This window comes from Kribbella sp. HUAS MG21, from assembly GCF_040254265.1.
Taxonomy (GTDB): Bacteria; Actinomycetota; Actinomycetes; order Propionibacteriales; family Kribbellaceae; genus Kribbella.
On record NZ_CP158165.1, the window covers coordinates 4,267,609 to 4,290,800 of the forward strand.

The following is a 23,192-nucleotide window of genomic DNA, read 5'->3' on the forward strand; positions in this document are numbered from 1 at the left end:
TTCAGCTACCGCCGGTGCCGATGGCGGATGCCTTGGTTTGGATGGCTTTGGCGGTGTCGGCGGGGGACTGGCCGGACTTGGCCATCTTCTCGATCTCGGTGTCGAACGCCTTCGCGACCTGTTCCCAGTTCACGATCGCCGGCGGCGCCTTCGCGTCCTCCAGTTGCTTGCCGAAGACCGGCAGCAGCGGGTCGGAGGCGATGCTCGGGTCCTCCCACGCGCTCTTCACCGCCGGCAGGTCCGACGACAGCTTGAACCACGCCGCCTGCGTCTTCGGATCGGACAGGAACTTGACCAGCTTCCACGCACTGTCCTTGTTCTTCGACGACTTGAACACCACGAAGTCCGACCCGCCCACGAACGACGTCGACGTCTTGTTCTTCGGGATCTGGAACACCCCGATGTTCGGCTTGATCGCGTCCCCGCCGGCCTTCGCCACCGACCCGGCCATCCACGGCCCGGAGATGAACATCGGCACCTGCCCGTTCACGAACTGCGCCTCGGTCTGGTTCGGCGGCAGCGCCGTCCCGGCCAGTCCTTCGGTGAAGAAGCTCTGGTAGTACTTCAGCCCCTCCTGCATCTCCGGCGTGTCGAAGGTGAACTCCTTCTGGTCCTCCCCGGTGATCTCCGCCCCGGCCGACCACGCGAACGGCATCACCGTCTGCCAGGACCCGTCCCCGCCCGGCTGCAGGTTGATCCCGTACTTGGCGCCGGCCTTCTCCTTCATCGCCTTCGCCATCGCCTTCAACCCGTCCCAGTCGGTCGGCGGCGTACTGAACCCGGCCTTCGCCGCCAGGTCCTTGCGGTAGAACACGAGCCGCGTCTCGACGTACCACGGGACGCCGTACTGCGTCCCGCCGACCTTGGTCGTGTCCAGCGCGCCCGGGTAGAACCCGGAGTTGTCGAAGCCCTGCGGTGTCGGGTCGAGCGCGCCGAGGTCGGCGAACTCGCCCATCCAGGTGGTGCCGACCATCGCCGCGTCCGGCAGCGTGTTCGCGGTGATCGCGGTGGTGAACTTGTTGTGCGCCGCGTCCCACGGGATCGGCGTGACGGTCACGTTCACGCCGGGGTTGGCCTGCTTGAACTGTTCCATCAGCTTCGGCAGGTGCTCGCCCTCGGTGCCCATCGCCCAGACGGTCAGGTTGCCGGTCGCGGGTCCTTCACTGACGGTGGTGGTCGGCTGGGACCCGCCACCGGGCGTGTCCTCGGACCGGCCGCAGCCGGCCAACGCGAGCGCGCTCGCGGTCAAGGCAGCGCTGCCGATCACCAGCCGGCGGCGGATGCTGTGGGTGAACATGGATCTCTCCTCACTCGACTACTGCTGTGCATCCCCCGGATTGGTGCCGCAGCTGTCCCGCAGCACCAGTTGTGTTGCCAGTACGTCGTTCCGCGCCCGGGTACGGGCCCCGGTCACCCGCTCATGCAGCCGCTCCGCGGCCACCCGCCCCAACTCGGCCATCGGCTGCCGCACGGTCGTCAAACCCGGCGACACGTACCGCGCCGCCATCACGTCGTCCCACCCGGTCACGACGATGTCCTCCGGTACGCCGACCCCGTGCGCGGCGAAGGCGGTCATGGCCGCCAGTGCCAGCTCGTCGTTCGCGCACACGAGCCCGTCCGGCCGTCGGGTGGTTGCCTGCAGCACCTTCTCGGCGACCGTCCGGCCGGCTTCCTCCGTCAGCGGCACCCGCACCGGCTTCGGTACCTGCAGCCCACGCAGCTCGTGCGCCTTGCTGAATCCGGCGTACCGCTCGGACACGTCGTACGAACTTGCCGGATCGCCGACGAAGACGAGGGTGCGGCGGCCGTGCTCGAGCAACCGCGTGGTGAGTTGCTCGGCGCTCGCCGCGCTCTCGCTGCGGACCGAGTCGCACCCGGTGACCGGCGGATGCGCGATCAGCACCACCGGTACGCCGGCCTTGCGTAGCCCCTGCACCGCCGGCAGGTCCAGGGCGTTGCCGTGGACAACGATCCCGTCGACCCGCCCGGCCAGGTCCATCACCGTGCGCTGCGGATCCGGGTTCCCGTGCGTCACCGTGATCACGACGCTCTGCCCGTGCTCGCCGGCCCAGCGCTCGTACCCCATCAGCAGGTCGCCGTAGAACGGACCGGCGAGATCCGGCAGCACCAGCCCGTGCGCCTCGTGCCGCTGTACGGCGAGACTCCGCGCGGCCCGCAGCGGTACGTAGTTCAGCTCCCGCGCCGCCTGGTCGACCCGCTCCCGCGCCTTCGCCGACACCGGGCCGGTGCCCTGCAGCACCCGCGAAACCGTCGCGATCGACAGCTTCGCGCGGGCCGCGACGTCGTAGATCGTCGCCGGCCGGCCGGTGGGTCCGGGAGCCACGGTGTGCACCTTCCTGCGAAAGTGGAAGCGCTTACAGTTTCTGTACCTTGCCGTGGATCGTCCGAACGGTCAAGGGGTCGGGCCCGGCCGGTCCGCGGTTCTGCGAGGATGCGAGGGTGACCACAGAGGAGCGGAAGGACCGGGTCTTCCTGGTCCGGCACGGGGAGACCGAGTGGAGCAGGTCGGGCCGGCACACGTCCGTCACCGACCTCCCGTTGACACCGGAGGGTGAGCGGGTCGCCGCGAGTCTGCGGGACCGGCTGGCGGGGGAGTCCTTCGACCTGGTGCTGACCTCACCGCGGCAGCGCGCCCGGCGGACGGCGGAACTCGCCGGCTTCCCGGACGCGGAGGTCGAGGGGGACCTCGTCGAGTGGAACTACGGGGACTACGAAGGCATCACCACCGCGGAGATCCGCGAGACCGTCCCGGGCTGGACGGTCTGGGACGCCCCGGTACCCAACGGTGAAACCGCGGCCCAGGTCGCGGCGCGGCTCGACCGCGTCAACGCCCGCCTTGCCGCCGTCCCCGGCGACGTGCTGGTCTTCGGGCACTCGCACGCGCTCCGCGGCCTGACCGCCCGCTGGCTCGAACTCGACGTCACCGAGGGCCGCCACTTCGTCCTCAACACGGCCACCGTCTCCACGCTCGGCTGGGAACGCGGCTCACCCGCCATCCTGCGCTGGAACAGCTAGCTCCCGGTCAGCCGCGAGACCAGCAGGTCGGCGCGGGTCTTCCGGTGGGTAGGACGTAGCCGCGCGGAGTGGTCGAGCGTGGCCTGGCCGTGCAAGGCGCTCCAGAAGACCTCGGTCAGCGTTTCGGGGTCGTCGCCCGCGAACGGCTGTACGCCGGCGACGATCTCCTCGAAGGCGTCCTTCAGCGGCGACGGGCTCTCCGGCGTGCCGAACGCCAACTCGGTGGGGCGCACGAAGATCGCCTCGTAGACGGCCGGGTGCTCGGCGGCATAGTCGAGGTACGCCTGCGCCAGTGCGCGCAGGCCGCCCGCTTCTCGCGCCGACCGCATCGCGGCGGTCAGCTCCTGGACGCCTTCCAGGGCGACCGCGTCGGCGATCGCGTTCATGTTCTTGAAGTGGCCGTAGAGCACGGGCTGGCTGTAGTCGACGGCCTCGGCCAGCCGGCGGGTGGTGACGGCCTCCCAGCCCTCGGACTCGGCGAGCTCCCGGGCGGTGCGCAGGATCAGGTCGCGGCGCTCCGCGCGGGCCCGCTCGCGGCGTGACTGCGTCGGCATACTCCGGATCCTAGCACTGCTAGACAATCTAGCGACGACAGGCTTAGCATCGCTAGGAAAGTTAGCGCTGCTAGATCAAGGAGAATGCGATGCGCCGCTTCACCACTGTCCTGACCGTCCTGCTCGGCGTCTTCCCGCTCACGTTCGGTACCCAGTACCTGTTCGACGGGGCGAGCGCCGCGGCGAACTTCGGGATCGATCCGTGGCCGACCGGCACCGCCGCCGGGTACTTCGCGGTGAAGGGCGTCCGCGACATCGTCCTCGGACTCGTCGTACTCGCGCTGTTCGCAATCCGGCAGCGCCGCGCGACCGGCGTCGTGCTGGCGATCGTCGCACTCGTCCCGATTGTGGACATGATCACGGTCTTCACCCACGGCGGCCCTGCGGCGACCGCGCTGGGCGTGCACGGGCTCACCGCGGCCGTCGTGCTCGTGGACGCGCTGCTGCTCCTGCGGGAGCGTGAGGTCGCTGTTCTTCAGCCGGCCCACTCGTAGAGCTCGATCGTGCAGTACTCGCGGAACCCGAGCGCCTCGTACACCGAGCGCCCGGCCGGCGACGACCCGAGGACGGCGTACTCGATGCCGGGGCGCGCGCCCGCCCGCAGTGCGCCGTACGTGATCGCCGCCCCGATGCCGCGCCGCCGTGCCTCCGGCACCGTCATCACGAAGTACACCCCTGCCACGCCCGCGCCGAGGAACACGGTTGCCGTCGCGACCGGCGTCCCGTCGAGCCATCCGAGGTAGTGCTGCCACGGGTCGCCGTACCCGAGCTCGCGGTACACCGACGCGACCCACCGCGCCTCGCGCTCACCCTCGCCGAAGCCCTGCCCGAGCGTCGCCTCCCACACCGCCAGCGCGTCGTCGTCACCGACCCGCGTGATGGTCAGCCCGGGTACGGCGGCGGGCGCCCGGAGCTCGGCGATGCGCACCGCCATCCCGGGCTCCGAGCCGGCCGCGACGAACCCGGCCGCGGTCAGCGCGGTACGGTCGATCGGCATCGACGGGCCGGCGTGCCAGGTGCCGGGTACGCCGTGTTTCTTCAACGCTGCCAGGGATTCGGCAGCGACGCCGGCGTCCGCGGCTCGTACGACGGCGTTGTGGTAATCGATGGGCGAACCACCGATCGTCCAGGTGGCCCGGTCGTCGGCGCGCTGCGACCCGCCGCCCGCGGCGCCCATGGCCATCAGCAACTCGGCGGCGTTGTCCTCGATCGCTCTGACGATGTCCATCAGCCCGGCAACGCATTCCACTGTTCAAGGGTGGAGACGAGCAGAGTCGTCGTGGGCAGGGCCACGAACTCCGAGCGGGTCACGAACCGGGCGTCGGACGCGTCGTCACCGGGCGTCAGCGTGCCGCCCACGGCCGTCGCCTCGTAGTCGCGGATCACGTAGAGCTGCCCGCGCGGACCCGGCCGCTCGACCTCGCCGACCAACTGCCCGACCTCGACCGTCAGGCCGGTCTCCTCCGCGACCTCCCGCGCCACCGCCGCCGGATCGTCCTCGCCGGGCTCGACGCGGCCGCCGGGGATCGACCACAGCCCGCGGCCCGGTTCGTGTGCCCGGCGTACCACGAGCAGCCGGTGCGCCTCGTCGTACACCAGGGCACCCACACAGTCGACCCGCTCCATGCAGCCCGAGGATAACTGTGCACAACTCCCAAGTCCCGTCCGTGGACGCGGATAGCATCAGCCGTGACAGCTTGACCCGGCGAAGGGACGCGAACCGCTCGTGCGCATCGACCTGCACACCCATTCGAACCGCTCGGACGGCACGGACACCCCGGCCGTCCTGATGACGCACGCGCAGCAGGCCGGTCTCGACGTGATCGCGCTCACCGACCACGACACCACCGACGGCTGGGACGAGGCGGCGCGGGCGGCCGAGCGGCTCGGGATCGGGTTCGTGCCGGGGCTGGAGATCTCCTGCAAGCTCAACGGGATCAGCGTCCACCTGCTCGGCTACCTGCCCGACCCGGCGTACGCACCGCTCGCCGACGACCTGCGGGTGGTGCGCGAGGGCCGCACCGACCGGATCCCGACGATCGTCGAACGGCTGAACAGCATCGGCGTACCGCTCACCGTCGAGGAGGTACTGGCCCAGGCGACCGGGACGCCGTCGGTCGGCCGCCCGCACGTCGCGGACGCGCTCGTCGCCAACGGCACGGTCGCGAACCGCAGCGAGGCCTTCGACAAGTACCTCGCCGACGGCCGCGCGGGTCATGTGCCGCACTATGCGCTCGAGCCGGGCCGCGCGATCGACCTGGTCCGGCAGGCGGGCGGCGTGCCGGTGATCGCGCACCCGTGGGGCCGGTCGAGCTACAAGGTGATGACCGAGGACACCCTGGCCCACCTGGTCGCGGACCACGGGCTCGCCGGGATCGAGGTCGAGCACCAGGACCACTCGCCCGAGTCCCGGGAGGCGCTGCGGGCGATCGCGCGCAACCTCGGCCTGATCTGCACGGGTTCCAGCGACCACCACGGGCTCGGCAAGATCGACCACGACCTCGGGGTGAACTCCACCGACCCGGAGCAGTTCGACCGGCTGCTCGAGGTCGCGAAACGCAACGCCGCCGCCTTCGACGTCCGGGTCCCCGAGGCGTACCTGCCGTGAACAGCGTCATCAACCTCGGGCTGCTCAGCGAGGTCGTGGTCACGCTGTTCGTGATCATGGACCCGCCGGGCACCGTGCCGGTCTTCATCTCGCTCACCGCCGGCCAGTCCCGCGCGGTGCGGAAGAAGGCGGCCTGGCAGGCGGTGCTGGTCGCGTTCGGCGTGATCGTCGTGTTCGCGGCCTTCGGCCAGCAGATCCTGCACCACCTCGGCATCACCCTGCCCGCGCTGCAGGCGGCCGGCGGTCTGCTGCTCCTGCTGATCGCGCTGCAGTTGCTGACCGACACCGCCGAGGACCCGGTGCAGACCAAGAACGTCAACATCGCCTTCGTCCCGCTCGGTACGCCGCTGCTCGCCGGCCCGGGCGCGATCGTCGCGACGATGGTGTTCGTGCAGCGCGCCGACGGTTCGCTGCCGGACGTGGTCGCGATCTCGGTCGGCATCGTCGTGATCCACCTGGTGATGTGGCTGACGCTGCGGTTCTCCGGCGTGATCATGCGGATCCTCGGGGAGAACGGCGTACTGCTCGTCACCCGGATCGCGGGTCTGCTGCTGAGCGCGATCGCCGTACAGCTGGTCGCCGACGCCGTCACCGACTTCATCAAGGCGGGCTGACTCGTGGACGATCTGCTCCCCGGGATGCCGAAGCGGTTGTTCGTCGCGACGCCGACCAAGCTGCTCACGTTCGCGGACTGCAAGCGGAAGTACCGGTACACGTACCTCGAGACGCCGCGCCCGCCGAAGGGGCCGCCGTGGGCGCACAACACGGTCGGCGCGGTCGTGCACGAGGTACTCGCGGACTTCTTCGGTCGCTGGCCCGCGTCCCGCCGTACGCCGGACGAGGTCGTCGCCAAGATGCGCTCGAGCTGGCGCAGTGAAGGGTTCCGCGACGAGCGGCAGTCGCTGGACTGGCGGGACCGGTCGACCGAGATGGTGCTCGGCTACCTGCGTGATTCCGACCCGTACTACGAGCCGCGCGGAGTCGAGCGCACCGTCGCCTTCACGACGGCGCGGGCCTCGCTGCGCGGCCGCGTGGACCGGATCGACGAGCGCCCGGCGCGCGACGGCAGCGGCGGGACCGAGCTGGCGATCGTCGACTACAAGACCGGGCGCCGCCCGCTGACGCCGGTCGACGCGCGGTCCTCGCTGGCGATGGCGTTGTACGTGCTCGGCGCGCGCCGTGTGCTGCACCGCCCGTGCACGCGGGTCGAGCTCCACCACCTACCGACCAACACGATCGCCGCGGCCGACCACGACGAGGACTCGCTCGCGCAGCACCAGAAACGTGCCGAGTCGATGGCCGACGACGCGGCCGCCGCCGAGGCACGCTGGGCCGAGGGCCTGACCCCGGCCGAGGCCGACGCGGCCTTCCCGCCGGAGCCGTCACCACTGTGCGGCTGGTGCGACTTCGCCAAGATCTGCCCCCAGGGCCGCCGCGAGGCCCCACCCCGCGAGCCATGGGCCGGCCTGGACGACGGCGACCAGGCCCCGATCGCCGAGGCAGGCTGAAGCTCCGGGCCCGTGCCAGCGCCGTGTGCGTCCCGTGCCAGCGGGTGGGTGGAAGCTGAGGGCGAACGAAAGGGGTTCGCCTGATGGGTGCGAAGACTGTGAACAAGCTGGCGGTGCCGGGGGCAACGTTGCACTACGAGGTCGCCGGCGCGGGGCCGGTGCTGCTGCTGATCGCCGGCGGCCGGACCGATGCCGGCGTGTACTCCGGGATCGTCGGGCAGCTGGCAGCGGAGTACACGGTCGTCACGTATGACCCGCGCGGCAACTCCCGCAGCCGGTACGACGGCGACCCGGCGGACGAGTCCGTCGAGCAGTCGGCCGCCGACGCGCTCGCGCTGATCGACGCGGTCGGCGGCGGCGAACCGGCGTACGTGTTCGGCAGCGGCTCCGGCGCGATCACCGGGCTCGAACTGATCACCCGGACCCCGGACCGGGTGCGGATGCTGGTCGCCCACGAACCGCCGTGCACCGAGATCCTGCCGGACGCCGCCGACGCGCGGGCGTTCTTCGAGGAGGTGGAGCTCGCGTACCGCGAGGACGGGCTGACCGCGGCCGACGTGGTGTTCATGATGGGCACCGGCCTGGACGACGACGCGATGCCGCCGCTGGAGGACCTGCTGCCGGAGTACCGCGAGCTCGCCGAACGGATGCAGGCGAACGCGGCGAACTTCTATGAGCACAAGCTGTTGCCTTTCACCCGCTACGTGCCGGACCTGGACGCGTTGCAGCGCGTCGCGGACCGGGTGGTGCCGGCCGCGGGACTGGGGTCGTACCGGCATCTGCCGGGGCGGCCGGTCGACGAGATCGCCGAGCAGCTCGGCTGGCCGGTGGTGATGTTCCCGGGCGGGCACGGCGGGTACTCCAGCCACCCGGGGCCGTTCGCGACGCACCTCGCGCAGCTGCTGAAGAGCGACCCGGTGTAGCTTCCGGTCACCGGTCCGGGCGTGGGTCTGAGGGGTACCGCGCCCGGACCGGTTATTTGTGTTGACGGCTGCTCCGCGCCCGGCGTACCGTCCCTGTCCTGCCTTTGACAATCGGCGTGGTTCACCCATGCCGTCACAGTGGTGTCTGAACCCCCGGGTCCTGCCGGATCCGGGGCAGTTCTGCGTGCCGCTGTGCTCTCGGACACCACCCGGAGTTGCGAGAGGAGGTTGCAGTGGGCGTGTACTGGGCGATCGCCGTACGGTCCTTCCGGCGGTTCTCGACGTACCGGATCGCCACCGCGTCGGGCGTGTTCACCAACACGGTCTTCGGGTTCATCCTCTGCGGCGTGTACCTGACGCTGTGGCACGAGCGCCCGGGGCTCGGCGGGTACGACGTACCGGACGCGCTGACGTTCGTGTGGCTGCAGCAGGGACTGCTGATGCCGAACGGGATCTTCGGCGCGACCACCACGAACGAGCTCGGCGAGCGGGTGCGCACCGGCGAGATCGCGGTCGACCTGTACCGGCCGACGCACCTGCTGCTGTGGTGGCTGTCGGTCGACCTCGGGCGGGCGTCGTTCCAGCTGCTGGTCCGCGGCGGTGCGCCGTTGCTGGTCGGGGCGCTCGTGTTCGACCTGAAGTTTCCTTCCGATCTGCTCACCTGGCTCGCGGTCGCGGCCGGGTTCCCGCTCGGGATCCTGATCAGCTTCTCGATCCGGTACCTGGTCGCGCTGTCCGGGTTCTGGATCGTGGACTCGCGCGGGATGGAGCACCTGGCGCTGCTGCTGTCGTTGTTCTTCTCCGGCACGATCCTGCCGCTGGTGGTGTTCCCGGGCTGGATCGGCGAGTTCGCCCGGATGACGCCGTGGGCCGCGACCATGCAGGTGCCGATCGACATCTGGCTCGGCCGGAACCCGGGCGGTGTCGGCGCCGCGCTGGCGTTCCAGCTCGGCTGGCTGCTGGTCCTGCTGCTGGCCGGTCAGCTCGCGACCTCGCTGGCCACGCGGAAGGTGGTGATCCAGGGTGGTTGAGCGCGTGCTCCGGGCGCCGGCGCAGTACTGGCTGCTGATCGTGCTGTGGATCCGGTCGGCGCTGGTGTACCCGGCGTCGTTCGCGCTGATGCTGGTCAGCTCGATGCTCGTCACGCTGACCGATTTCGTGTCGGTGCTGATGATCTTCAGCCACATCAGGTCGTTCGGCGGGTTCTCGCTGGGGGAGATGGGCTTGCTGTACGCGACGGCTTCGATGACGTTGGGCATCGCCGACCTGTTCACCGGGTCGATCGAACGCGTCGGCGAGCGGATCCGGACCGGGAGCTTCGACGCGTACCTGATCCGGCCGGTACCGGCGTTCCTGCAGACTGCGGCGGACGGGTTCGCCTTGCGCCGGATCGGGCGGCCGATCCAGGCCGGCGCGGTGCTGGTGTTCGCGCTGACCTCGGTCGACGTCGACTGGACGGTTGCCCGCGGCATCATGCTGGTGGTGTCGCTGGTCACCGGGTCGGTGATCTTCGCGTCGCTGTTCGTGCTCGGCGCCGCTTTCCAGTTCGTGTCGGTCGACTCGGCGGAGCTCGCCAACTCGGTCACGTACGGCGGCCAGGCGCTGGCGCAGTTCCCGCTGCCGGTGTTCGGCAAGGAGATCGTGCGGGCCGTGACGTTCGTCGTACCGATTGCCTTCGTCAACTACTACCCGGTGCTGTTCGTGCTGGGTAAGCCGGCCCCGCTGGGCCTGCCGTCCTGGATCGGGCTCCTGTCACCGCTGGTCGCGGCGGTGATGGTCGCGCTGGCAGCGCTGGCGTGGCGGGCCGGTCTTCGTCGCTATCGCAGTACAGGGAGCTGAACAGTGTCTGGGCCGGTCATCGAGTTGTCGGACGTGTCGCGGGCGTTCACCGTGACATCGCGGGTCGGGCTGCGGCGGACGCGCCGGGAGGTGCGGGCCGTGGACGGGCTGTCGTTCACCGTGCAGCCGGGGGAGGTGATGGGGTACATCGGGCCGAACGGCGCCGGGAAGTCCACGACGATCAAGATGCTGACCGGGATCCTGGTCCCGTCGTCCGGGTCGATCCGGGTGGCCGGCGTGGACCCGTCGCGGCACCGCTTGAAGCTGGCGAAGCGGATCGGGGTCGTGTTCGGTCAGCGCACGACGCTGTGGTGGGATCTGCCGCTGAAGGACTCGTTCGCGGTCCTGCAGAAGATGTACGACGTACCGCCGGCACGTCACCGGGAGAACCTGGCGACGTTCGTCGAGCTCCTCGACCTGGGCGACCTGCTCGACGTCCCCGTCCGCCAGTTGTCCCTGGGCCAGCGGATGCGCGGCGACATCGCGGCCGCGCTGCTGCATGACCCCGAGATCGTCTACTTGGACGAACCAACGATCGGCCTGGACGTGATCAGCAAGTCCCGCCTCCGCGAGTTCCTCGCCCGCATCACCGCCGACCGCGGCACCACGATCATCCTCACCACCCACGACCTCGACGACATCGAGGCCCTCTGCACCCGAGTCATGGTCATCGACCACGGCCACCAGATCTTCGACGGCACCCTCCCCCAACTGAAATCCAGCCAGTCCGCCCCCCGCACGTTGGTCGTAGACCTAGCCACCCCGATGCCCCCCATAAACATCCCCGGCGCCACAGTGGTCAAAGTAGAAGGCCCCCGCCAACACCTGACCTTCCCCACCACAACCAGCGCAGCCCCCCTGATAGCCCACCTGGCCGCCAACTACCCCCTGGCAGACCTAACAGTCACCGAACCCACCATCGAATCCGTCATCACCCAGCTCTACACCCCTAGGCGAGATCAGCAGCCATCGAAGCAAACACGACCTCAGGCTCCATAGCCTCCCGATCCTCCAGCCACCCCCGCACAGAATCCGGCTTCCGCTCCGCATCCACGACCCCCACACCCTCAGCCATCAGCCGCTTGGCCTCCGCGATCCCGATCACGGTGTACTCGGCCTCGTTGTTCACGAAGTAGTCGTCCCGCACCCCCTCGTTACGGTGGAACTTCCCGGTGTTCCCCACATACGTCCAAACATCCTCATCCACCAACGCCGCCACCCAAACCCGCCGGCCACCCTGCTGGACCAGAAACAGACGTGTCATCTCGCCATCCCACTCTTCCGGTTGTTGTCGATCGATTGACTGGCTGGTGGCTGCTCGGTGGGCGAGGGCCCGGTACCGCGGCCTCGCCCAGCCGGTTGACGGCCTCCTCTACCGTAGACTCTGACCTCGACCGGCACCCCGCCAAGGGAGTCCAAACCGTCGATCCCGGCAGGTTGCCGCATCTGCGCCGACAGCGCGATGGCCGCGTTCCGCGCCTCGGTGCGTCGGCCGCGGGGCTGGCTCGGGTCACGCTCGACGACGTACATCGGCGTCGTCGCGGTCTTCACCGCGATCGACTCGTTCGAGTGGAGTTGGACCTCGACCCGCTCGCCGAGGTGCTGCAGAAACAGGTGCAGCCCTTTGTATCTGCTGCCGTCGGCGTACGAGTGAACGGCGCCGCTGATCTTCCAGCCGCGTCCCGCGAGGGAATCGTGCGCGCCGACTGCTCCCGGGACCAGGTCGTCCGGGTCCGGCATGACGATCGTGTAGCGGACGACGTCCTCGATCGGTTGGGTGTTGAACTCCGTGTCGGCCATTTTGCGGATCTTCCGGGCCAGCGACTGCGGCGACTTCAATCGGCTTTCGAGCTGGTGCGGACTCGCGTCGTCCCAGATCGAGGCCACGAGGTCGTCGGTGAGCGCCCGTTCCACCTGCGCGGCGCGGGCCAGCAGTGTGAGGCTCTGCACGGCTGCGCCGGATCCGTACGCGGCGGCGATCTCGGCCTTGGAGGGGATCGGATCTCCCCAGTCGAGCGGGCGCCGCTCGGACAGCCGGGCGTGTAGCTCCGCCGGCTCTGGCAGGTTGTCGAGCCCCGTGGTCATCTGGCTCCTCAGGCGTCGTGGTTGTCCTTCGACCGTAGGGAGTTCGAAGCGGGCTGTGGGGTGGGTTTTCGGGATCTGTGGATAACTCGGGTGGGTTACGGATGTGGGGGTGGGGGTGACCTTGGGGTGGTGGGGTCGTTGAAATGCGGGTAGGAGCCAACCGGGTGTGGTGATCGGGGGTAGAAGAGGTATGCCGACGATGACGGATGAGCCGGTGGCGGGGGTGGTGGGGCCGCCGGGGGACGGGGCTGGGTTCGTCGCGTGGGTGCGGCCGCATCTGGGAGCGATGGCCCGGCTGGCGGCGCGGCTGGCGGTGGGGGCGGACCGGGACGACATCGTGCAGGAGGCGCTGGCGCGGGCCTGGGCCAAGCGGGCGCAGTACGACCCGAGCCGCGGTACGCCGTCCGCCTGGCTGCTCGCGATCACGGCCGACCAGGCCCGCAAAGCCGTACGGCGGATGCGCGCGGGCGGCGCGTCCTTGTCCGTGGTCGAGGACGCGGGGCCGACGACGCGGCCGGATCTCGACGCCCGGATGGACGTCGAGCACGCGATCGGTTCGCTGACCAACCGCCAGCGGCTGGCGGTGGACTGCTACTACTTCGCCGACCTGTCGATCGCCGACACCGCCGCCGTCATGGGGTGCTCCGAAGGCACCGTCAAATCCACCCTGTCCGACGCCCGCGCCCGGCTGCGCACACTGCTCGAGGTCACCGAATGAACCCTGTTGACGAAGTAGACGACCTGCTGACCCGCGCGGGCGCCCGCTGGCGGGCGGACCAGGCGCCGCCGCCGGAGCCCGATCTCGAGTACGTGACGAGCGGCGGCCGGAAGCGCCGTCGCTGGGTTCCGGCGCTGGCCGCGGCGAGCGTGGCGGTGATCGCCGCCGGCGTCGTCGCGGTACTCCCGGACTCCCGGCCCCCAGCGACGCAGGCCCCGGCAACCCAGGCGCCGGCGAGCCAGGCGCCGAACGGTACGACGACCGCGGCCGGCGTCCCGCAGACGCTTGCTCAAGGCAACGACAAGCTGCTGGTGAAGCCGGGCGACAAGGTCCGGGTGAACGGGCAGATCCTCGCCGCCCCGGGTCGGACGCCGGTGTTCTGCGCGCCGCTGCTGGTGCGCGCCATCGGGTACCCGCCCGGCCAGGAGCCGGCGCCGAGCTGCCCCGACGAGTTCGCGGTGAAGCTCACCGGCCTGGACTTCGACCGGATCTCCGGAACCAAGACCACCAAGGGCGTCCGCTCCGGGTACGCGAGCGTCACGGGCATCTGGCGCGACGGCACGATCGACGTACAGCAGCAGGGGGAGCTGATCAGGCCGACCCCGGCCGCCCCGCCGAAGCTGCCGTGCGCGGCCCCGGCCGGTGGCTGGCAGTCGAAGCCGAGCAACTTCGCTTCCGCCCCCGTGCAGGCGTTCCTGAAAGCGCATGCCGCCCAGGCGTACGGCCCGATCACCTACTACCCGAACGGCACCTCCCGCAACGCCCCGGTGGTGATCATGGTCGGCGTCGCGCACGGTGACCTGGCGGCGTTCCAGGCGGCGTTCGAGAAGGTCTACAGCGGCAACCTGTGTGTGACCCCGGTCCTGATGAGCAATGCCGACAGCGACCGCGTCAGCAACCAGGTCAGCAGCCTGCAGCAGAAGCATCGGCTAGGCGTGTTCCAGAGTGGCGGCGCCGAGGGGATGACCGGCGGCCCCGCACCGACCGGCCTGCTCGTCTACACCGAGCAGGTGAAGGCCACGCTCGCGCCCGTCGGTCTGGACCTGCTGGCGCTGCACCCGGAGGTCGTGCCGGTCAGTTAGTCAGCAGGCTCGGGTAGTCGTGGAAGAAGTCGACCAGCAGGCGCGCGGTCTTCGCCGGCTGGTCGATGGCCGGGGAGTGCCCGGCGTCCGGGATGACCTCGGCCTCGACACCGAGCGCGGCGGCCATCGCCTGCTGCACCGGGATCGGCCAGCCGTCGTCGGTGGCGCCGTACAGGACCTGCGCCCGTACGCCGGTCTTCGCGAGCTGATCCGTCTTGTCCTCGACGTCCGTCAGCCGGCGGGTGATCTCCGCCAGGCTGGCCGGCACGTTGCTGGTGAACCGCTTCCGCAGGAACGCCGCCACGTCCTCGGCCGGAGCGACGTACCCGGGGGCCTTGCGGTCGTGCTCGAGCTTGAGGTCGTACACCTGCTCGATCGGCAGGTTCTCCAGCCCGAAGGCGAGCATCTGCAGGCTCTGTAGCGTCGCCTCGTCCGTGAACGCGGCAGGGCCCGAGCAAAGCAGGCTGATCGTGGAGAACACCGAGGGGTCGATCAGCACGGCCTCCCGCGCCACCAGACCGCCGAACGAGTGCCCGACCAGCTGGCTGTACCCGCCGAGCGCCCTGCTCATCGCCACCACGTCCGCGCCCAGCTCCGCCAGCGAGTACGCCGACGCGTCGGACGGACCTGTGGTCTCGTACTGCCCCCGCTGGTCGACAGCCACCGTCCGCCAGCCGTACCGGCACAGGTGGTCGACGAGGGGGGTGAAGTCCTCCTTGCTGCCCGTCCAGCCCGGCACGAGCAGCACCGTACCCAGCGGCGTACCGATGTCCGGTACTGCGGTCAGCGTGGCGAACGGTCCACGCTCGGTCTCGAGCGTCTCCGGGTGCACCCCATCGGGCAGCGTCAACGTGCGCGGCGTACTCACAAGTAGAGCGTACCGACGAACGGGTACTGTTCGCCGGGCGCACTGACGGCACGCCGGTCGCCGGTGACCGGACGCCTGCGGGCCGCGCACCACTACCCGTTCTTCGGTACGGCACAATGGCCGGGTGCCTCGCACTCTCGCGGTCGCCAATCAGAAGGGCGGCGTGGCCAAGACGACCACGGTCGCCACCCTCGGAGCAGCCCTGGTCGAGCTCGGCCAGCGGGTGCTGCTGGTCGACCTGGATCCGCAGGCGTGTCTGACGTTCTCGGTCGGCATCGACCCCGAGGACCTCGACAAGTCGATCCACCACGTGCTGCTCGGCGGTGTCCGCGCCCGCGACGTGCTGATCGAGTCCGACGACGCCCCGGACCTGCTGCCCGCGACGATCGCGCTGGCGACCGCCGAGGTGCAGCTGGCGCGGGAGAGCGGGCCTGAGCAGGTACTACGGACCGCGCTGCGCCCGCTGCGGACGTCGTACGACTGGATCCTCGTGGACTGCCCGCCGACGCTCGGACTGCTGACCGTGAACGGGCTGTCCGCGGCGTCCGACGTGCTGATCCCCTTGCAGTGCGAGACGTTGGCACATCGTGGCGTAGGGCAACTACTCGACACCGTGCACGACGTACAGCGGCTGACGAACCCGGGCCTGCAGGTGCTCGGCGTGCTCCCGACGCTGTACGACGGACGCACGACGCACGCACGCGCCGTCCTGGAGACAATCGCGGACACGTACTCGCTGGACGTGCTGCAGCCGGCGATCCCGAAGTCGATCCGGTTCGCGGAGGCGCCGGCGATCGGCGACACGGTGCTCACGACGGCGCCGGCCTCGCCCGGTGCGAAGGCGTACCGGGCGCTGGCCGGCGCACTGCTTCACTGACCGCTGCCGGCCGGCGGTGGAGTGGGCTGCACCGCCGGCTGCATGGCCGGCTGGCGGCGCAGCTTGTGCCGGAAGCGCCACAGCGGTACGAGGATCAGCGCGAGCAGGACCAGGAACGGCAGCAGGGCGCCGAACGCCGTCGCGATCGCGGAGAACGCCGCGGTGAACGCCTTCCAGCCGCTCTTCAGGCCGGCCACGAAACCCTTGTCCGGCTCCTCCTCGACCTTCACCGGCGGCTTGCCCTTCTCGATCAACGTCAGGGTGAGCGTCGCGAGCTCAGTCTGAAGGGCGAGGTTCTTCTGCTTGGCCAGCAGCGATTCCAGGTCGGCCTCGCGGCGGGTGAGTTCGCTCTCCACGTTGACGATCTCGCCGATCGTGTTCGCCCGCGCCATCAGCGCGCGCATCCGGTCGAGGCTGGCGCGCTGCGACTGGATCCGGCTGGCGACGTCCACGACCTGTTCGGTGACGTCGGTCGACTCCTGGTGGATCTGCAGCCGCTTGCCGAGGTCGGAGAGCCGCTGGATCGCGGTCTCGAACGACTTGGTCGGGACCTTGAGGACGAGGTTCGCCCGGGTGATGTTGCCGTCGGTGTCGCTGCCGGTGTCCTCGGAGGCCACCTGGCCCTGGAGGGAGGTGATCGCGGCGACGGCCTTCTGGCGGAGGTCGGAGACGTTCTCGCCCTCGACGGTCAGCGAACCGGTCTTGATGATCGCGCGGGTGATCGTCGGCTCGTCCTTGCTGTCGCCGCCGGCGCCTTGGGACTTGCCGGCCGCCGGTTCCTGCGGTTTCGCGGCGCCGGCGGACTCACCGGAGTCCTGGCGCGCGGCGGGTGCCTCGCTGGTCGCTTGGTCGTTGCCGGAGCCCCCGCATCCGGCCAGTACCACGATCCCCACCACAGCCATCGCGGCCGCCACTGCTCTGATCCGCCCCATCACCCAGCCCCTCTCTCGTGGTTTACCGCCCTAGGACGGCCCGCGAGGGGCTGGGTGTTGCAGCTTCAGACCACCGTTACGAAACAGTCACTCCGGCGCCTTGAACAACGGCGCAGCCGCCGCCTTCCGAGCCCGCTTAACCGGCTTCTCAGCAGCAGCCGCAGCTTCCTCCGCCGGCGCAGCAGGCTTCGCAGCAGCTGCCTTGCGTGTCCGCTTAGCAGGCTTCGCCTCCTCCGGAGCCTCAGCAGCTTCCGCCGGCGCGGCGGCCTTTGCGGCGGCCGTCTTGCGGGTGCGCGTCCGCTTGGCAGGCTTGGCCTCAGCCGAACCCTCCGCAGCCGACCCGGCTGGCGCCGCGGCGGCTTCTTCCGCCGGTGCGGCGACCTTCGCGGCGGCCGTCTTGCGGGTCCGCTTAGCGGGCTTCGCCTCCGCCGGAGCCTCAGCAGTAGCCGCAGCTTCCTCCGACGGCGCAGCAGCCTTCGCGGCGGCTGTCTTGCGGGTCCGCTTGGCGGGCTTCGCCTCTGCCGGAGCCTCAGCGGCTTCCGCCGGTGCGGCGGCCTTTGCGGTGGCTGTCTTGCGAGCGCGAGTCCGCTTGGCCGGCTTCACCTCGACAGTCGGCTCGGCTGCAGCCTCGGCAGGAGCCTCGGTGCTCGGCTCAGCGGCCTCCGCGGCACCCGCCGGTGCCGCGGCCTTCGCCGCAGCCGCCTTGCGGGTGCGCGTCCGCTTGGCGGACTTGGCCTCAGCCGAACCCTCCGCGGCCGACCCGGCTGGCGCCTCGGCAGTCGCCGCAGCTTCTTCCGCCGGGGCGGCGGCCTTGGTCGCGGCCGTCTTGCGGGTGCGGGTGCGCTTGGACGGCTTTGCCTCTACCGGAGCGTCAGCGGTTGCCTCGGCCGGAGCTGTAGGAGTCGGCTCGGCAAGCGTGTCGGCGGTCGCCTGGGCGGCCTCGTCGACGCCTCCTGGTGCGGGGGTGGTGGCTTCGGCGCCGCGGGGCTTGCGGGTGCGTTTGCGGGGCTTGCGCGGCGCGGTGTCCTCTGCCGGGAGTTGCTCGGACGGCGCTGGCACCTCGGTCTTGGTGGTGACGTCGGCGCGTTCCTCGAGGGGCTGGCCGGCTCGGGTGCGTTTGCGGGTCCGGTTGCGGTTGCGCTTGCGGGCCGGGCGCTCGTCCGACTCGTCGCCCCGCCGGCCCCGCGGCCGGTCGGTGCGTTCGCGGGTCTCCTGCGGTGCGCGCGCCGTACGGATCCGGCCCTTCGCCTCCGACGGGATGCCGAGGTCGTGGTACAGCTCTGGCGACGTCGAGTAGATCTCCTGCGGCTCGTCGTACGGCAGGTCGAGCGCCTTGTTGATCACCTTCCACCGGGTCACGTCCGGCCAGTCGACGAAGGTGACGGCGATGCCGCTGGCCCCGGCGCGCCCGGTCCGCCCGATCCGGTGGATGTAGGTCTTCTCGTCCTCGGGGCAGGTGTTGTTGATGACGTGCGTCACGCCCTCGACGTCGATGCCCCGGGCCGCGACGTCGGTGCAGACCAGTACGTCGATCTTGTCGCCGCGGAACCGTGTCAGCGCGCGCTCGCGGGCCTGCTGGTTCAGGTCGCCGTGGATCGCGGCCGCCTGGAACCCGCGCTCCTGCAGGTCGTCGGTCAGCCGGGACGCCTCGCGCTTGGTCCGGCAGAAGATCATCACCCGGCCGCGGTCCTCGGCCTGCAGGATCCGCGCCACCACCTCGGGCTTGTCCAGCTCGTGCGCCCGGTAGACGAACTGTGCCGTGGTCGGCACCATCTGGGTGTCCTCGTGCGACTCCGCGCGGATGTTCAGCGGGTGCCGCATGTGGGTGCGGGCCAGCGCGATCACGGCCGACGGCATGGTTGCCGAGAACAACATGGTCTGGCGCAGCTCGGGGGTCTTGCGCAGGATCCGCTCGACGTCCGGCAGGAAGCCCAGGTCGAGCATCTCGTCGGCCTCGTCCAGGACGAGGACCTTGATGTGGCTCAGGTCGAGGACGCCGCGGTTGGCCAGGTCCAGCAGGCGTCCCGGCGTACCGACGACCACGTCGACGCCGCTCTTCAGGGCGTCCAGCTGCGGCTCGTACGCGACACCGCCGTAGATCGTCAGGACCCGCACGGTGCGCACGGTGGACGCGGTCACCAGGTCCTTCGCGACCTGGATGGTCAGCTCCCGGGTCGGCGTGACGACCAGCGCCTGCGGCTTGCCCGGGGCGGCGAGCTCCTCGTAGTCGGCCTCGCCGGGGGAGATGGTGCGCTGCAGCAGCGGGATGCCGAAGCCGAGCGTCTTGCCGGTGCCGGTGCGGGCCTGCCCGATCAGATCGGTGCCCATCAGCGCGACGGGGAGCGTCATTTCCTGGATCGGGAACGGCTCTTTGATGTTGACGCGGTCGAGTGCGTCACAGATCTCGGGCAGCACCCCGAGCTCTCGGAAGGTGGTCAGGCTGATCGCCTCTCACATGCTTGTGCGGACAGTGTGCTCAGTGGCCGGGCGCCTGGGGCCGGATGGCCCCGATCGTGAGGCGCGGGGACACTGTGCAAGCACCTCGCACCAGCTTGCCCATGTGGGCGCGTCACCGGCGAATCGCCCACCAGTGTAACCGCAGCAGCTGTCAACGCCGCTTCGTGTGGCATGCGCCACTCGCGGGGGCGGCCCGATAGGGTGCCGGGCATGGAGCAGACGGCCTTTGATGATCCCGCCTACCGGGCCGCGGCGGTGGATCTGCTGGGAGTGCTCGCGTACGGCGAGCTGACCGCGTTCGAGCGGATGGCGGAGGACGCCAAGCTGGCGCCGACCCTGGACGACAAGGCGGAGCTGGCGGCGCTGGCGACGACCGAGTTCGGGCATTTCCAGCGGCTCCGGGACCGGCTCGTGCAGCTCGGGGTGGACCCGATGGACGCGATGCGGCCGTTCGTGACGCCGCTGGACGCGTTCCACGACCACACGGCGCCGTCGGACTGGCTGGAGGGCCTGGTCAAGGCGTACGTCGGTGACGGGCTGGCCAACGACTTCTACCGGGAGATCGCGTCGTTCGTGGACGCGGAGACCCGGGCGCTGGTGCTGGAGGTGTTCGCGGACTCCGGGCAGGCCGAGTTCGTGGTCGACCGGGTGCGGGCCGCGATCGACGAGGACCCGAAGCTCGGCGGCCGGCTGGCGCTGTGGGGCCGCCGCCTGGTCGGTGAGGCGCTCAGCCAGGCGCAGCGGATCGCGGCGGACCGCGACTCGCTGGCCGCGCTGCTGGCCGGCAGCGTCGACCGCCCCGGCCTGGACCTGGCCGCCATCGGCCGGATGTTCACCCGTCTCACGGAGGCCCACACCGCCCGGATGACCGCCCTCGGCCTCCAGCCCTGACCGAAGTCGGCGCGACCGGCTGAAACAGTCACGGCCGTCACCTTGAAGGGTGACGGCCGTGCACAGCTGCAGCTGATGTCTCAGGTCTTGATCTTGCGCCGTCCGGTCACCATGGCCGCGACGACGACGAGGACCGCGGCGACGAGGATGCTGACGATCCAGCGGATCCAGTCGATCCCGCTGGTGGCTTCGACGCCCAGCGCCGCGGCGACGTAGTAGCCGATGAGCACGCCGCCGATTCCGCACAAGACCGTGAGCCAGAGGGGAATGTTGTCCCGGTCGCCCGGGGCGACCCACTTACCCAGCAGGCCGATGATGATGCCGGCCACGATCACACCGATGATTTCCATGACGCTGGTTCCTCCCTGTGACGACCGCGTCCACGCGGCGTGACGATTGTCTCGCCCACCACCACGGTTACCGGCCGCCAACGCACGCAAACGTGGTTGCGATCAGGCGTCACTGGATTGCAATCCCGCCTCAGGAGGCTCGCGGTCAGATCGCGCCGAACCCGACCTTGCGGGTCGACACCTCGCCGATCTCGACATACGCGAGCCGGTCGGCCGGGATCAGCACCCGGCGCCCCTTGTCGTCGGTCAGCTGGAGCAGACCGGTTTTGCCGGTGAGCGCCTCCGCGACCTGCTGCTGGACCTCATCCGGCGTCTGGTCGCTCTCCAGAACCAACTCACGATTGGCGTGCTGCACGCCGATCTTGACCTCCACGAAACCCTCCGGGCACGCTCCGACCGGCGGCTCTCGCCGGTGACGGTTCGAGCCTATCCGGTGGCACTGCCCAGCTCTCACCCGTCCGCCGAGAGCAGAACCCGGGACAGGGTCAGCCCTCGGTGCGGGGGAAGCCCCGGATGCCCCGCCAGGCCAGCGAGGCGACCAGGTCGGCGGCGTGCTCCTGGGGGATCGACGGGTCGCCGGCGCCCAGCCAGTAGCGGGCGCTGACCTGGGCCATCCCGACCAGGCTGACCGCCAGCACCATGGACTGCTCGCGGCTCAGTCCGGCATCGGCGCTGATCACCTCGGAGACGGCCTCGGCGCAGGCGTGCGTGACCCGGTCGACGCGCTCCCGGACGGCCGGCTCGTTGGTCAGGTCCGACTCGAACACCAGCCGGAACGCGCCCTGGGCGTTCGCCACGTAGTCGTAGAACGCGTGCATGGTCGCCGCGACCCGGAGCTTGTTGTCGTCGGTCGACTTCAGCGCGTCCTGCACGGACGCGACGATCGCGTCACAGGAGGTGTCCAGCAGCGCCAGGTACAGCTCCAGCTTCCCGGGGAAGTGCTGGTACAGGACCGGCTTGGACACGCCGGCGCGGTCCGCGATGTCGTCCATCGCGGCGGCGTGGTACCCGTTCGCGACAAAGACTTCCTGGGCCGCCTCGAGCAGTTGCGCGCGACGCGCCAGCCGGGGCAGGCGGCTGCCGCGCTTGGGTGCGGTCTCCGGTGTCGTCGACACGTCGGGCTCCTTCGGTGGTGCACTCGGCGACGGTCTTCGTCCGCCAGGTCGTTCCCCGAATCCTACCCAGCAGTCCTCCCGGCCAGTAGCTTCCCCGCCGACAGGCTCTGCATCGTGGTAGACCCGAGCGCTTCCATCGTGGTAACCGTCACGTCACCGATAGTCGTCCTCGTCGGTGTCGGGGACCTCGCGGCGCTGCTCCGCGACGTCCGCCGGGTCCGCCTCGTCGGGGCGGCCGGAGTCCTCGGGCCGGCCGTCCACCACGGTCGACGTACGGCGCTGCTCGAGGGCGTCGGCCTCCGGGGCGTCGTCGGGCAGGCCCTCGTCGCCCGGGCCCTCGTAGTCGGTCTCACTGGTCATGCGACTCGCTCTCCTCTCGGACTGCGACAGCTACGACTCGGCTTGCGACTGCTACGACGGTAGCGGCTGTGGATCGTCGTACAGCCCCTCCAGGACGTCGCCGTACTCCTCGATCCGGGCGAGTACGTCGTGCGGGAGGAACCGGAGGTCCTCCGGTGCCCCGGCCGAGGCCACCTCATCCCAGTCGATCGGTGTCGACACCCGCGGCTCGTCGGAGCCGCGCAGCGAGTACGGCGCGAGAGTGGTCTTGGCGCTGTTGTTCTGGCTCCAGTCGATGAAGACCTTGCCGGGACGCAGGGCCTTGGTCATGTTGGCGGTCACGTTCTCCGGCAGCGCCTCGGCCAGCTGCTCGGCCAGCTGCTTCGCGAAGGCACTGGTCTGCTTCGACGAGGCAGGCTCGATCGGCACGTACAGGTGCATGCCCTTGTTCCCGGAGGTCTTCGGCCAGCCCTCCAGCCCGAAGTGGCCGAGTAGCTCCCGCAGCGCCAGCGCCACGTCGCAGCAGTCGACGATGGTGGCCCCCGGCCCCGGGTCCAGGTCGAAGACGATGAGGTCGGCCTTCGGGTCCTTGCCGTGGTTCGACTGACCGATCCGCCACTGCGGCACGTGCAGTTCCAGCGCGGCCAGGTTGGCCAGCCAGACGATGGTCTGTACGTCGTCCGCGACCACGAAGTCGGCCTCGTCGCGACCGGTCGAGCTGCCGGGTGTGGGCAGCGTCACGGTGCGCACCCAGGACGGCGTACCGCGGGGTGCGTTCTTCTCGAAGAAGTACTGCGCCTCCGTGCCGTCCGGCCAGCGCTTGCGGGTGAGCGGCCGGTCGGACAGGTGTGGCAGCAGCAAGGCGGCCACCTGGTGGTAGTAGTCGATCACCTCGGCCTTGGTGAAGCCGGTTTGTGGATACAGCACCTTGTGGAGGTTGGTGAGCTTCATCGTCTGCCCGTCCACCTCGGTCGTCAGCTGCTGCTGCGCTCCCGCCATACGTCCCAGTC

The 23,192-nt window shown here is 70.2% G+C and carries 28 protein-coding genes; 13 read left to right on the forward strand and 15 right to left on the reverse strand.

The genetic code is table 11. From position 1 onward, the window contains the following. Nucleotide 1: 1 nt before the first annotated feature. A complete protein-coding gene (locus ABN611_RS21080; RefSeq protein WP_350273916.1) occupies nt 2-1,297 on the reverse strand; it encodes a sugar ABC transporter substrate-binding protein in 1,296 nt (431 codons plus the stop codon). An 18-nt stretch (nt 1,298-1,315) separates the two neighbouring features. Further along, nucleotides 1,316-2,344, reverse strand: coding sequence for a LacI family DNA-binding transcriptional regulator (locus ABN611_RS21085; RefSeq protein WP_350273917.1), 1,029 nt, complete (start codon nt 2,342-2,344; stop codon nt 1,316-1,318). A gap of 116 nt (nt 2,345-2,460) precedes the next feature. Here ABN611_RS21085 and ABN611_RS21090 point away from each other — a divergent pair, with 116 nt between their 5' ends. Next, entirely contained in the window at nt 2,461-3,036 is a 576-nt protein-coding gene (locus ABN611_RS21090; RefSeq protein WP_350273918.1) for a histidine phosphatase family protein, read from the forward strand. Here ABN611_RS21090 and ABN611_RS21095 read toward each other — a convergent pair. Further along, nucleotides 3,033-3,590: a TetR/AcrR family transcriptional regulator gene (locus tag ABN611_RS21095; protein ID WP_350273919.1), complete on the reverse strand. Its 558-nt coding sequence runs from the start codon at nt 3,588-3,590 to the stop codon at nt 3,033-3,035. The genes ABN611_RS21090 and ABN611_RS21095 overlap by 4 nt on opposite strands. A gap of 89 nt (nt 3,591-3,679) precedes the next feature. Here ABN611_RS21095 and ABN611_RS21100 point away from each other — a divergent pair, with 89 nt between their 5' ends. After that, complete coding sequence (locus tag ABN611_RS21100) at nt 3,680-4,084, forward strand: DUF4267 domain-containing protein (protein WP_350273920.1); 405 nt, start codon at nt 3,680-3,682, stop codon at nt 4,082-4,084. On the opposite strand, the gene ABN611_RS21105 is transcribed toward ABN611_RS21100, so the two are convergent. Together ABN611_RS21105 and ABN611_RS21110 are read right to left on the reverse strand one after the other, a co-directional pair. Beyond that, the gene (locus ABN611_RS21105) at nt 4,066-4,818 is read right to left on the reverse strand and encodes a GNAT family N-acetyltransferase (RefSeq protein ID WP_350273921.1); all 753 of its coding nucleotides are present in this window, start codon (nt 4,816-4,818) and stop codon (nt 4,066-4,068) included. The genes ABN611_RS21100 and ABN611_RS21105 overlap by 19 nt on opposite strands. Next, the gene (locus ABN611_RS21110) at nt 4,818-5,216 is read right to left on the reverse strand and encodes an NUDIX domain-containing protein (RefSeq protein ID WP_350273922.1); all 399 of its coding nucleotides are present in this window, start codon (nt 5,214-5,216) and stop codon (nt 4,818-4,820) included. Before ABN611_RS21110 ends, ABN611_RS21105 begins: the two co-directional genes overlap by 1 nt. Nucleotides 5,217-5,316: 100 nt before the next feature. On the opposite strand from ABN611_RS21110, the gene ABN611_RS21115 reads away from it, so the two are divergent. The 7 genes from ABN611_RS21115 (at nt 5,317) to ABN611_RS21145 (ending at nt 11,467) form a co-directional block, all read left to right on the forward strand. Continuing rightward, on the forward strand, nt 5,317-6,198 hold the full coding sequence (locus ABN611_RS21115) for a PHP domain-containing protein (RefSeq protein ID WP_350273923.1): 882 nt from the start codon (nt 5,317-5,319) through the stop codon (nt 6,196-6,198). Next, nucleotides 6,195-6,812, forward strand: coding sequence for a MarC family protein (locus ABN611_RS21120; protein WP_350273924.1), 618 nt, complete (start codon nt 6,195-6,197; stop codon nt 6,810-6,812). Before ABN611_RS21115 ends, ABN611_RS21120 begins: the two co-directional genes overlap by 4 nt. Before the next feature lie 3 nt (nt 6,813-6,815). Next, on the forward strand, nt 6,816-7,706 hold the full coding sequence (locus ABN611_RS21125) for a PD-(D/E)XK nuclease family protein (protein WP_350273925.1): 891 nt from the start codon (nt 6,816-6,818) through the stop codon (nt 7,704-7,706). Between the two features lie 83 nt (nt 7,707-7,789). Continuing rightward, a complete protein-coding gene (locus tag ABN611_RS21130) occupies nt 7,790-8,629 on the forward strand; it encodes an alpha/beta hydrolase (RefSeq protein ID WP_350273926.1) in 840 nt (279 codons plus the stop codon). Between the two features lie 233 nt (nt 8,630-8,862). After that, nucleotides 8,863-9,660 carry an ABC-2 family transporter protein gene (locus tag ABN611_RS21135; protein ID WP_350273927.1) on the forward strand — a complete coding sequence of 266 codons (798 nt, stop codon included), beginning with the start codon at nt 8,863-8,865 and terminating at the stop codon, nt 9,658-9,660. Beyond that, nucleotides 9,653-10,468 carry an ABC-2 family transporter protein gene (locus ABN611_RS21140; protein ID WP_350273928.1) on the forward strand — a complete coding sequence of 272 codons (816 nt, stop codon included), beginning with the start codon at nt 9,653-9,655 and terminating at the stop codon, nt 10,466-10,468. Before ABN611_RS21135 ends, ABN611_RS21140 begins: the two co-directional genes overlap by 8 nt. Before the next feature lie 3 nt (nt 10,469-10,471). Continuing rightward, nucleotides 10,472-11,467, forward strand: coding sequence for an ATP-binding cassette domain-containing protein (locus ABN611_RS21145; protein ID WP_350273929.1), 996 nt, complete (start codon nt 10,472-10,474; stop codon nt 11,465-11,467). On the opposite strand, the gene ABN611_RS21150 is transcribed toward ABN611_RS21145, so the two are convergent. Then, nucleotides 11,418-11,732: a hypothetical protein gene (locus ABN611_RS21150; RefSeq protein WP_350273930.1), complete on the reverse strand. Its 315-nt coding sequence runs from the start codon at nt 11,730-11,732 to the stop codon at nt 11,418-11,420. The genes ABN611_RS21145 and ABN611_RS21150 overlap by 50 nt on opposite strands. Continuing rightward, nucleotides 11,729-12,553, reverse strand: coding sequence for a hypothetical protein (locus tag ABN611_RS21155; protein WP_350273931.1), 825 nt, complete (start codon nt 12,551-12,553; stop codon nt 11,729-11,731). The genes ABN611_RS21150 and ABN611_RS21155 overlap by 4 nt, the downstream gene beginning before the upstream one ends. 199 nt (nt 12,554-12,752) lie before the next feature. Here ABN611_RS21155 and ABN611_RS21160 point away from each other — a divergent pair, with 199 nt between their 5' ends. Together ABN611_RS21160 and ABN611_RS21165 are read left to right on the forward strand one after the other, a co-directional pair. Continuing rightward, nucleotides 12,753-13,271, forward strand: coding sequence for a sigma-70 family RNA polymerase sigma factor (locus ABN611_RS21160; protein WP_350273932.1), 519 nt, complete (start codon nt 12,753-12,755; stop codon nt 13,269-13,271). Continuing rightward, nucleotides 13,268-14,353 carry a hypothetical protein gene (locus ABN611_RS21165; protein WP_350273933.1) on the forward strand — a complete coding sequence of 362 codons (1,086 nt, stop codon included), beginning with the start codon at nt 13,268-13,270 and terminating at the stop codon, nt 14,351-14,353. The genes ABN611_RS21160 and ABN611_RS21165 overlap by 4 nt, the downstream gene beginning before the upstream one ends. On the opposite strand, the gene ABN611_RS21170 is transcribed toward ABN611_RS21165, so the two are convergent. After that, nucleotides 14,346-15,221, reverse strand: a complete 876-nt coding sequence (locus tag ABN611_RS21170; RefSeq protein WP_350273934.1) for an alpha/beta hydrolase — start codon at nt 15,219-15,221, stop codon at nt 14,346-14,348. The genes ABN611_RS21165 and ABN611_RS21170 overlap by 8 nt on opposite strands. A gap of 124 nt (nt 15,222-15,345) precedes the next feature. Between ABN611_RS21170 and ABN611_RS21175 the strand changes: the two genes are divergently transcribed. Next, nucleotides 15,346-16,098, forward strand: coding sequence for an AAA family ATPase (locus ABN611_RS21175; protein WP_350273935.1), 753 nt, complete (start codon nt 15,346-15,348; stop codon nt 16,096-16,098). Here ABN611_RS21175 and ABN611_RS21180 read toward each other — a convergent pair. Then, nucleotides 16,092-17,030 carry a DUF4349 domain-containing protein gene (locus tag ABN611_RS21180; RefSeq protein WP_350273936.1) on the reverse strand — a complete coding sequence of 313 codons (939 nt, stop codon included), beginning with the start codon at nt 17,028-17,030 and terminating at the stop codon, nt 16,092-16,094. The genes ABN611_RS21175 and ABN611_RS21180 overlap by 7 nt on opposite strands. 87 nt (nt 17,031-17,117) lie before the next feature. Further along, a complete protein-coding gene (locus ABN611_RS21185) occupies nt 17,118-19,445 on the reverse strand; it encodes a DEAD/DEAH box helicase (protein ID WP_350273937.1) in 2,328 nt (775 codons plus the stop codon). 252 nt (nt 19,446-19,697) lie between these two features. Here ABN611_RS21185 and ABN611_RS21190 point away from each other — a divergent pair, with 252 nt between their 5' ends. Then, nucleotides 19,698-20,378 (forward strand): ferritin-like fold-containing protein, encoded by a 681-nt coding sequence (locus tag ABN611_RS21190; RefSeq protein ID WP_350273938.1) that lies wholly within the window; start codon nt 19,698-19,700, stop codon nt 20,376-20,378. Between the two features lie 80 nt (nt 20,379-20,458). Here ABN611_RS21190 and ABN611_RS21195 read toward each other — a convergent pair whose 3' ends face one another. From ABN611_RS21195 to ligD, 5 genes are all read right to left on the reverse strand, one after another. Further along, nucleotides 20,459-20,728, reverse strand: coding sequence for a GlsB/YeaQ/YmgE family stress response membrane protein (locus tag ABN611_RS21195; protein ID WP_350273939.1), 270 nt, complete (start codon nt 20,726-20,728; stop codon nt 20,459-20,461). A gap of 145 nt (nt 20,729-20,873) precedes the next feature. Further along, on the reverse strand, nt 20,874-21,101 hold the full coding sequence (locus tag ABN611_RS21200; protein ID WP_350273940.1) for a DUF3107 domain-containing protein: 228 nt from the start codon (nt 21,099-21,101) through the stop codon (nt 20,874-20,876). Between the two features lie 112 nt (nt 21,102-21,213). Further along, nucleotides 21,214-21,843 carry a TetR/AcrR family transcriptional regulator gene (locus ABN611_RS21205; RefSeq protein WP_350273941.1) on the reverse strand — a complete coding sequence of 210 codons (630 nt, stop codon included), beginning with the start codon at nt 21,841-21,843 and terminating at the stop codon, nt 21,214-21,216. Nucleotides 21,844-21,996: 153 nt separating this feature from the next. Then, nucleotides 21,997-22,203: a hypothetical protein gene (locus ABN611_RS21210; RefSeq protein WP_350273942.1), complete on the reverse strand. Its 207-nt coding sequence runs from the start codon at nt 22,201-22,203 to the stop codon at nt 21,997-21,999. Between the two features lie 51 nt (nt 22,204-22,254). Beyond that, the gene (ligD, locus tag ABN611_RS21215; RefSeq protein WP_350273943.1) at nt 22,255-23,181 is read right to left on the reverse strand and encodes a non-homologous end-joining DNA ligase; all 927 of its coding nucleotides are present in this window, start codon (nt 23,179-23,181) and stop codon (nt 22,255-22,257) included. Nucleotides 23,182-23,192 lie beyond the last annotated feature (11 nt).

What these genes read in the sequence shown, in the direction of transcription:
- ABN611_RS21080 (WP_350273916.1), bottom strand. Translation starts at nt 1,297, where the DNA reads ATGTTCACCCACAGCATCCGCCGCCGGCTGGTGATCGGCAGCGCTGCC.
- ABN611_RS21095 (WP_350273919.1), bottom strand. Translation starts at nt 3,590, where the DNA reads ATGCCGACGCAGTCACGCCGCGAGCGGGCCCGCGCGGAGCGCCGCGAC.
- ABN611_RS21100 (WP_350273920.1), top strand. Translation starts at nt 3,680, where the DNA reads ATGCGCCGCTTCACCACTGTCCTGACCGTCCTGCTCGGCGTCTTCCCG.
- ABN611_RS21105 (WP_350273921.1), bottom strand. Translation starts at nt 4,818, where the DNA reads ATGGACATCGTCAGAGCGATCGAGGACAACGCCGCCGAGTTGCTGATG.
- ABN611_RS21110 (WP_350273922.1), bottom strand. Translation starts at nt 5,216, where the DNA reads ATGGAGCGGGTCGACTGTGTGGGTGCCCTGGTGTACGACGAGGCGCAC.
- ABN611_RS21130 (WP_350273926.1), top strand. Translation starts at nt 7,790, where the DNA reads ATGGGTGCGAAGACTGTGAACAAGCTGGCGGTGCCGGGGGCAACGTTG.
- ABN611_RS21150 (WP_350273930.1), bottom strand. Translation starts at nt 11,732, where the DNA reads ATGACACGTCTGTTTCTGGTCCAGCAGGGTGGCCGGCGGGTTTGGGTG.
- ABN611_RS21155 (WP_350273931.1), bottom strand. Translation starts at nt 12,553, where the DNA reads ATGACCACGGGGCTCGACAACCTGCCAGAGCCGGCGGAGCTACACGCC.
- ABN611_RS21160 (WP_350273932.1), top strand. Translation starts at nt 12,753, where the DNA reads ATGACGGATGAGCCGGTGGCGGGGGTGGTGGGGCCGCCGGGGGACGGG.
- ABN611_RS21165 (WP_350273933.1), top strand. Translation starts at nt 13,268, where the DNA reads ATGAACCCTGTTGACGAAGTAGACGACCTGCTGACCCGCGCGGGCGCC.
- ABN611_RS21180 (WP_350273936.1), bottom strand. Translation starts at nt 17,030, where the DNA reads ATGGGGCGGATCAGAGCAGTGGCGGCCGCGATGGCTGTGGTGGGGATC.
- ABN611_RS21190 (WP_350273938.1), top strand. Translation starts at nt 19,698, where the DNA reads ATGGAGCAGACGGCCTTTGATGATCCCGCCTACCGGGCCGCGGCGGTG.
- ABN611_RS21195 (WP_350273939.1), bottom strand. Translation starts at nt 20,728, where the DNA reads ATGGAAATCATCGGTGTGATCGTGGCCGGCATCATCATCGGCCTGCTG.
- ABN611_RS21210 (WP_350273942.1), bottom strand. Translation starts at nt 22,203, where the DNA reads ATGACCAGTGAGACCGACTACGAGGGCCCGGGCGACGAGGGCCTGCCC.
- ligD (WP_350273943.1), bottom strand. Translation starts at nt 23,181, where the DNA reads ATGGCGGGAGCGCAGCAGCAGCTGACGACCGAGGTGGACGGGCAGACG.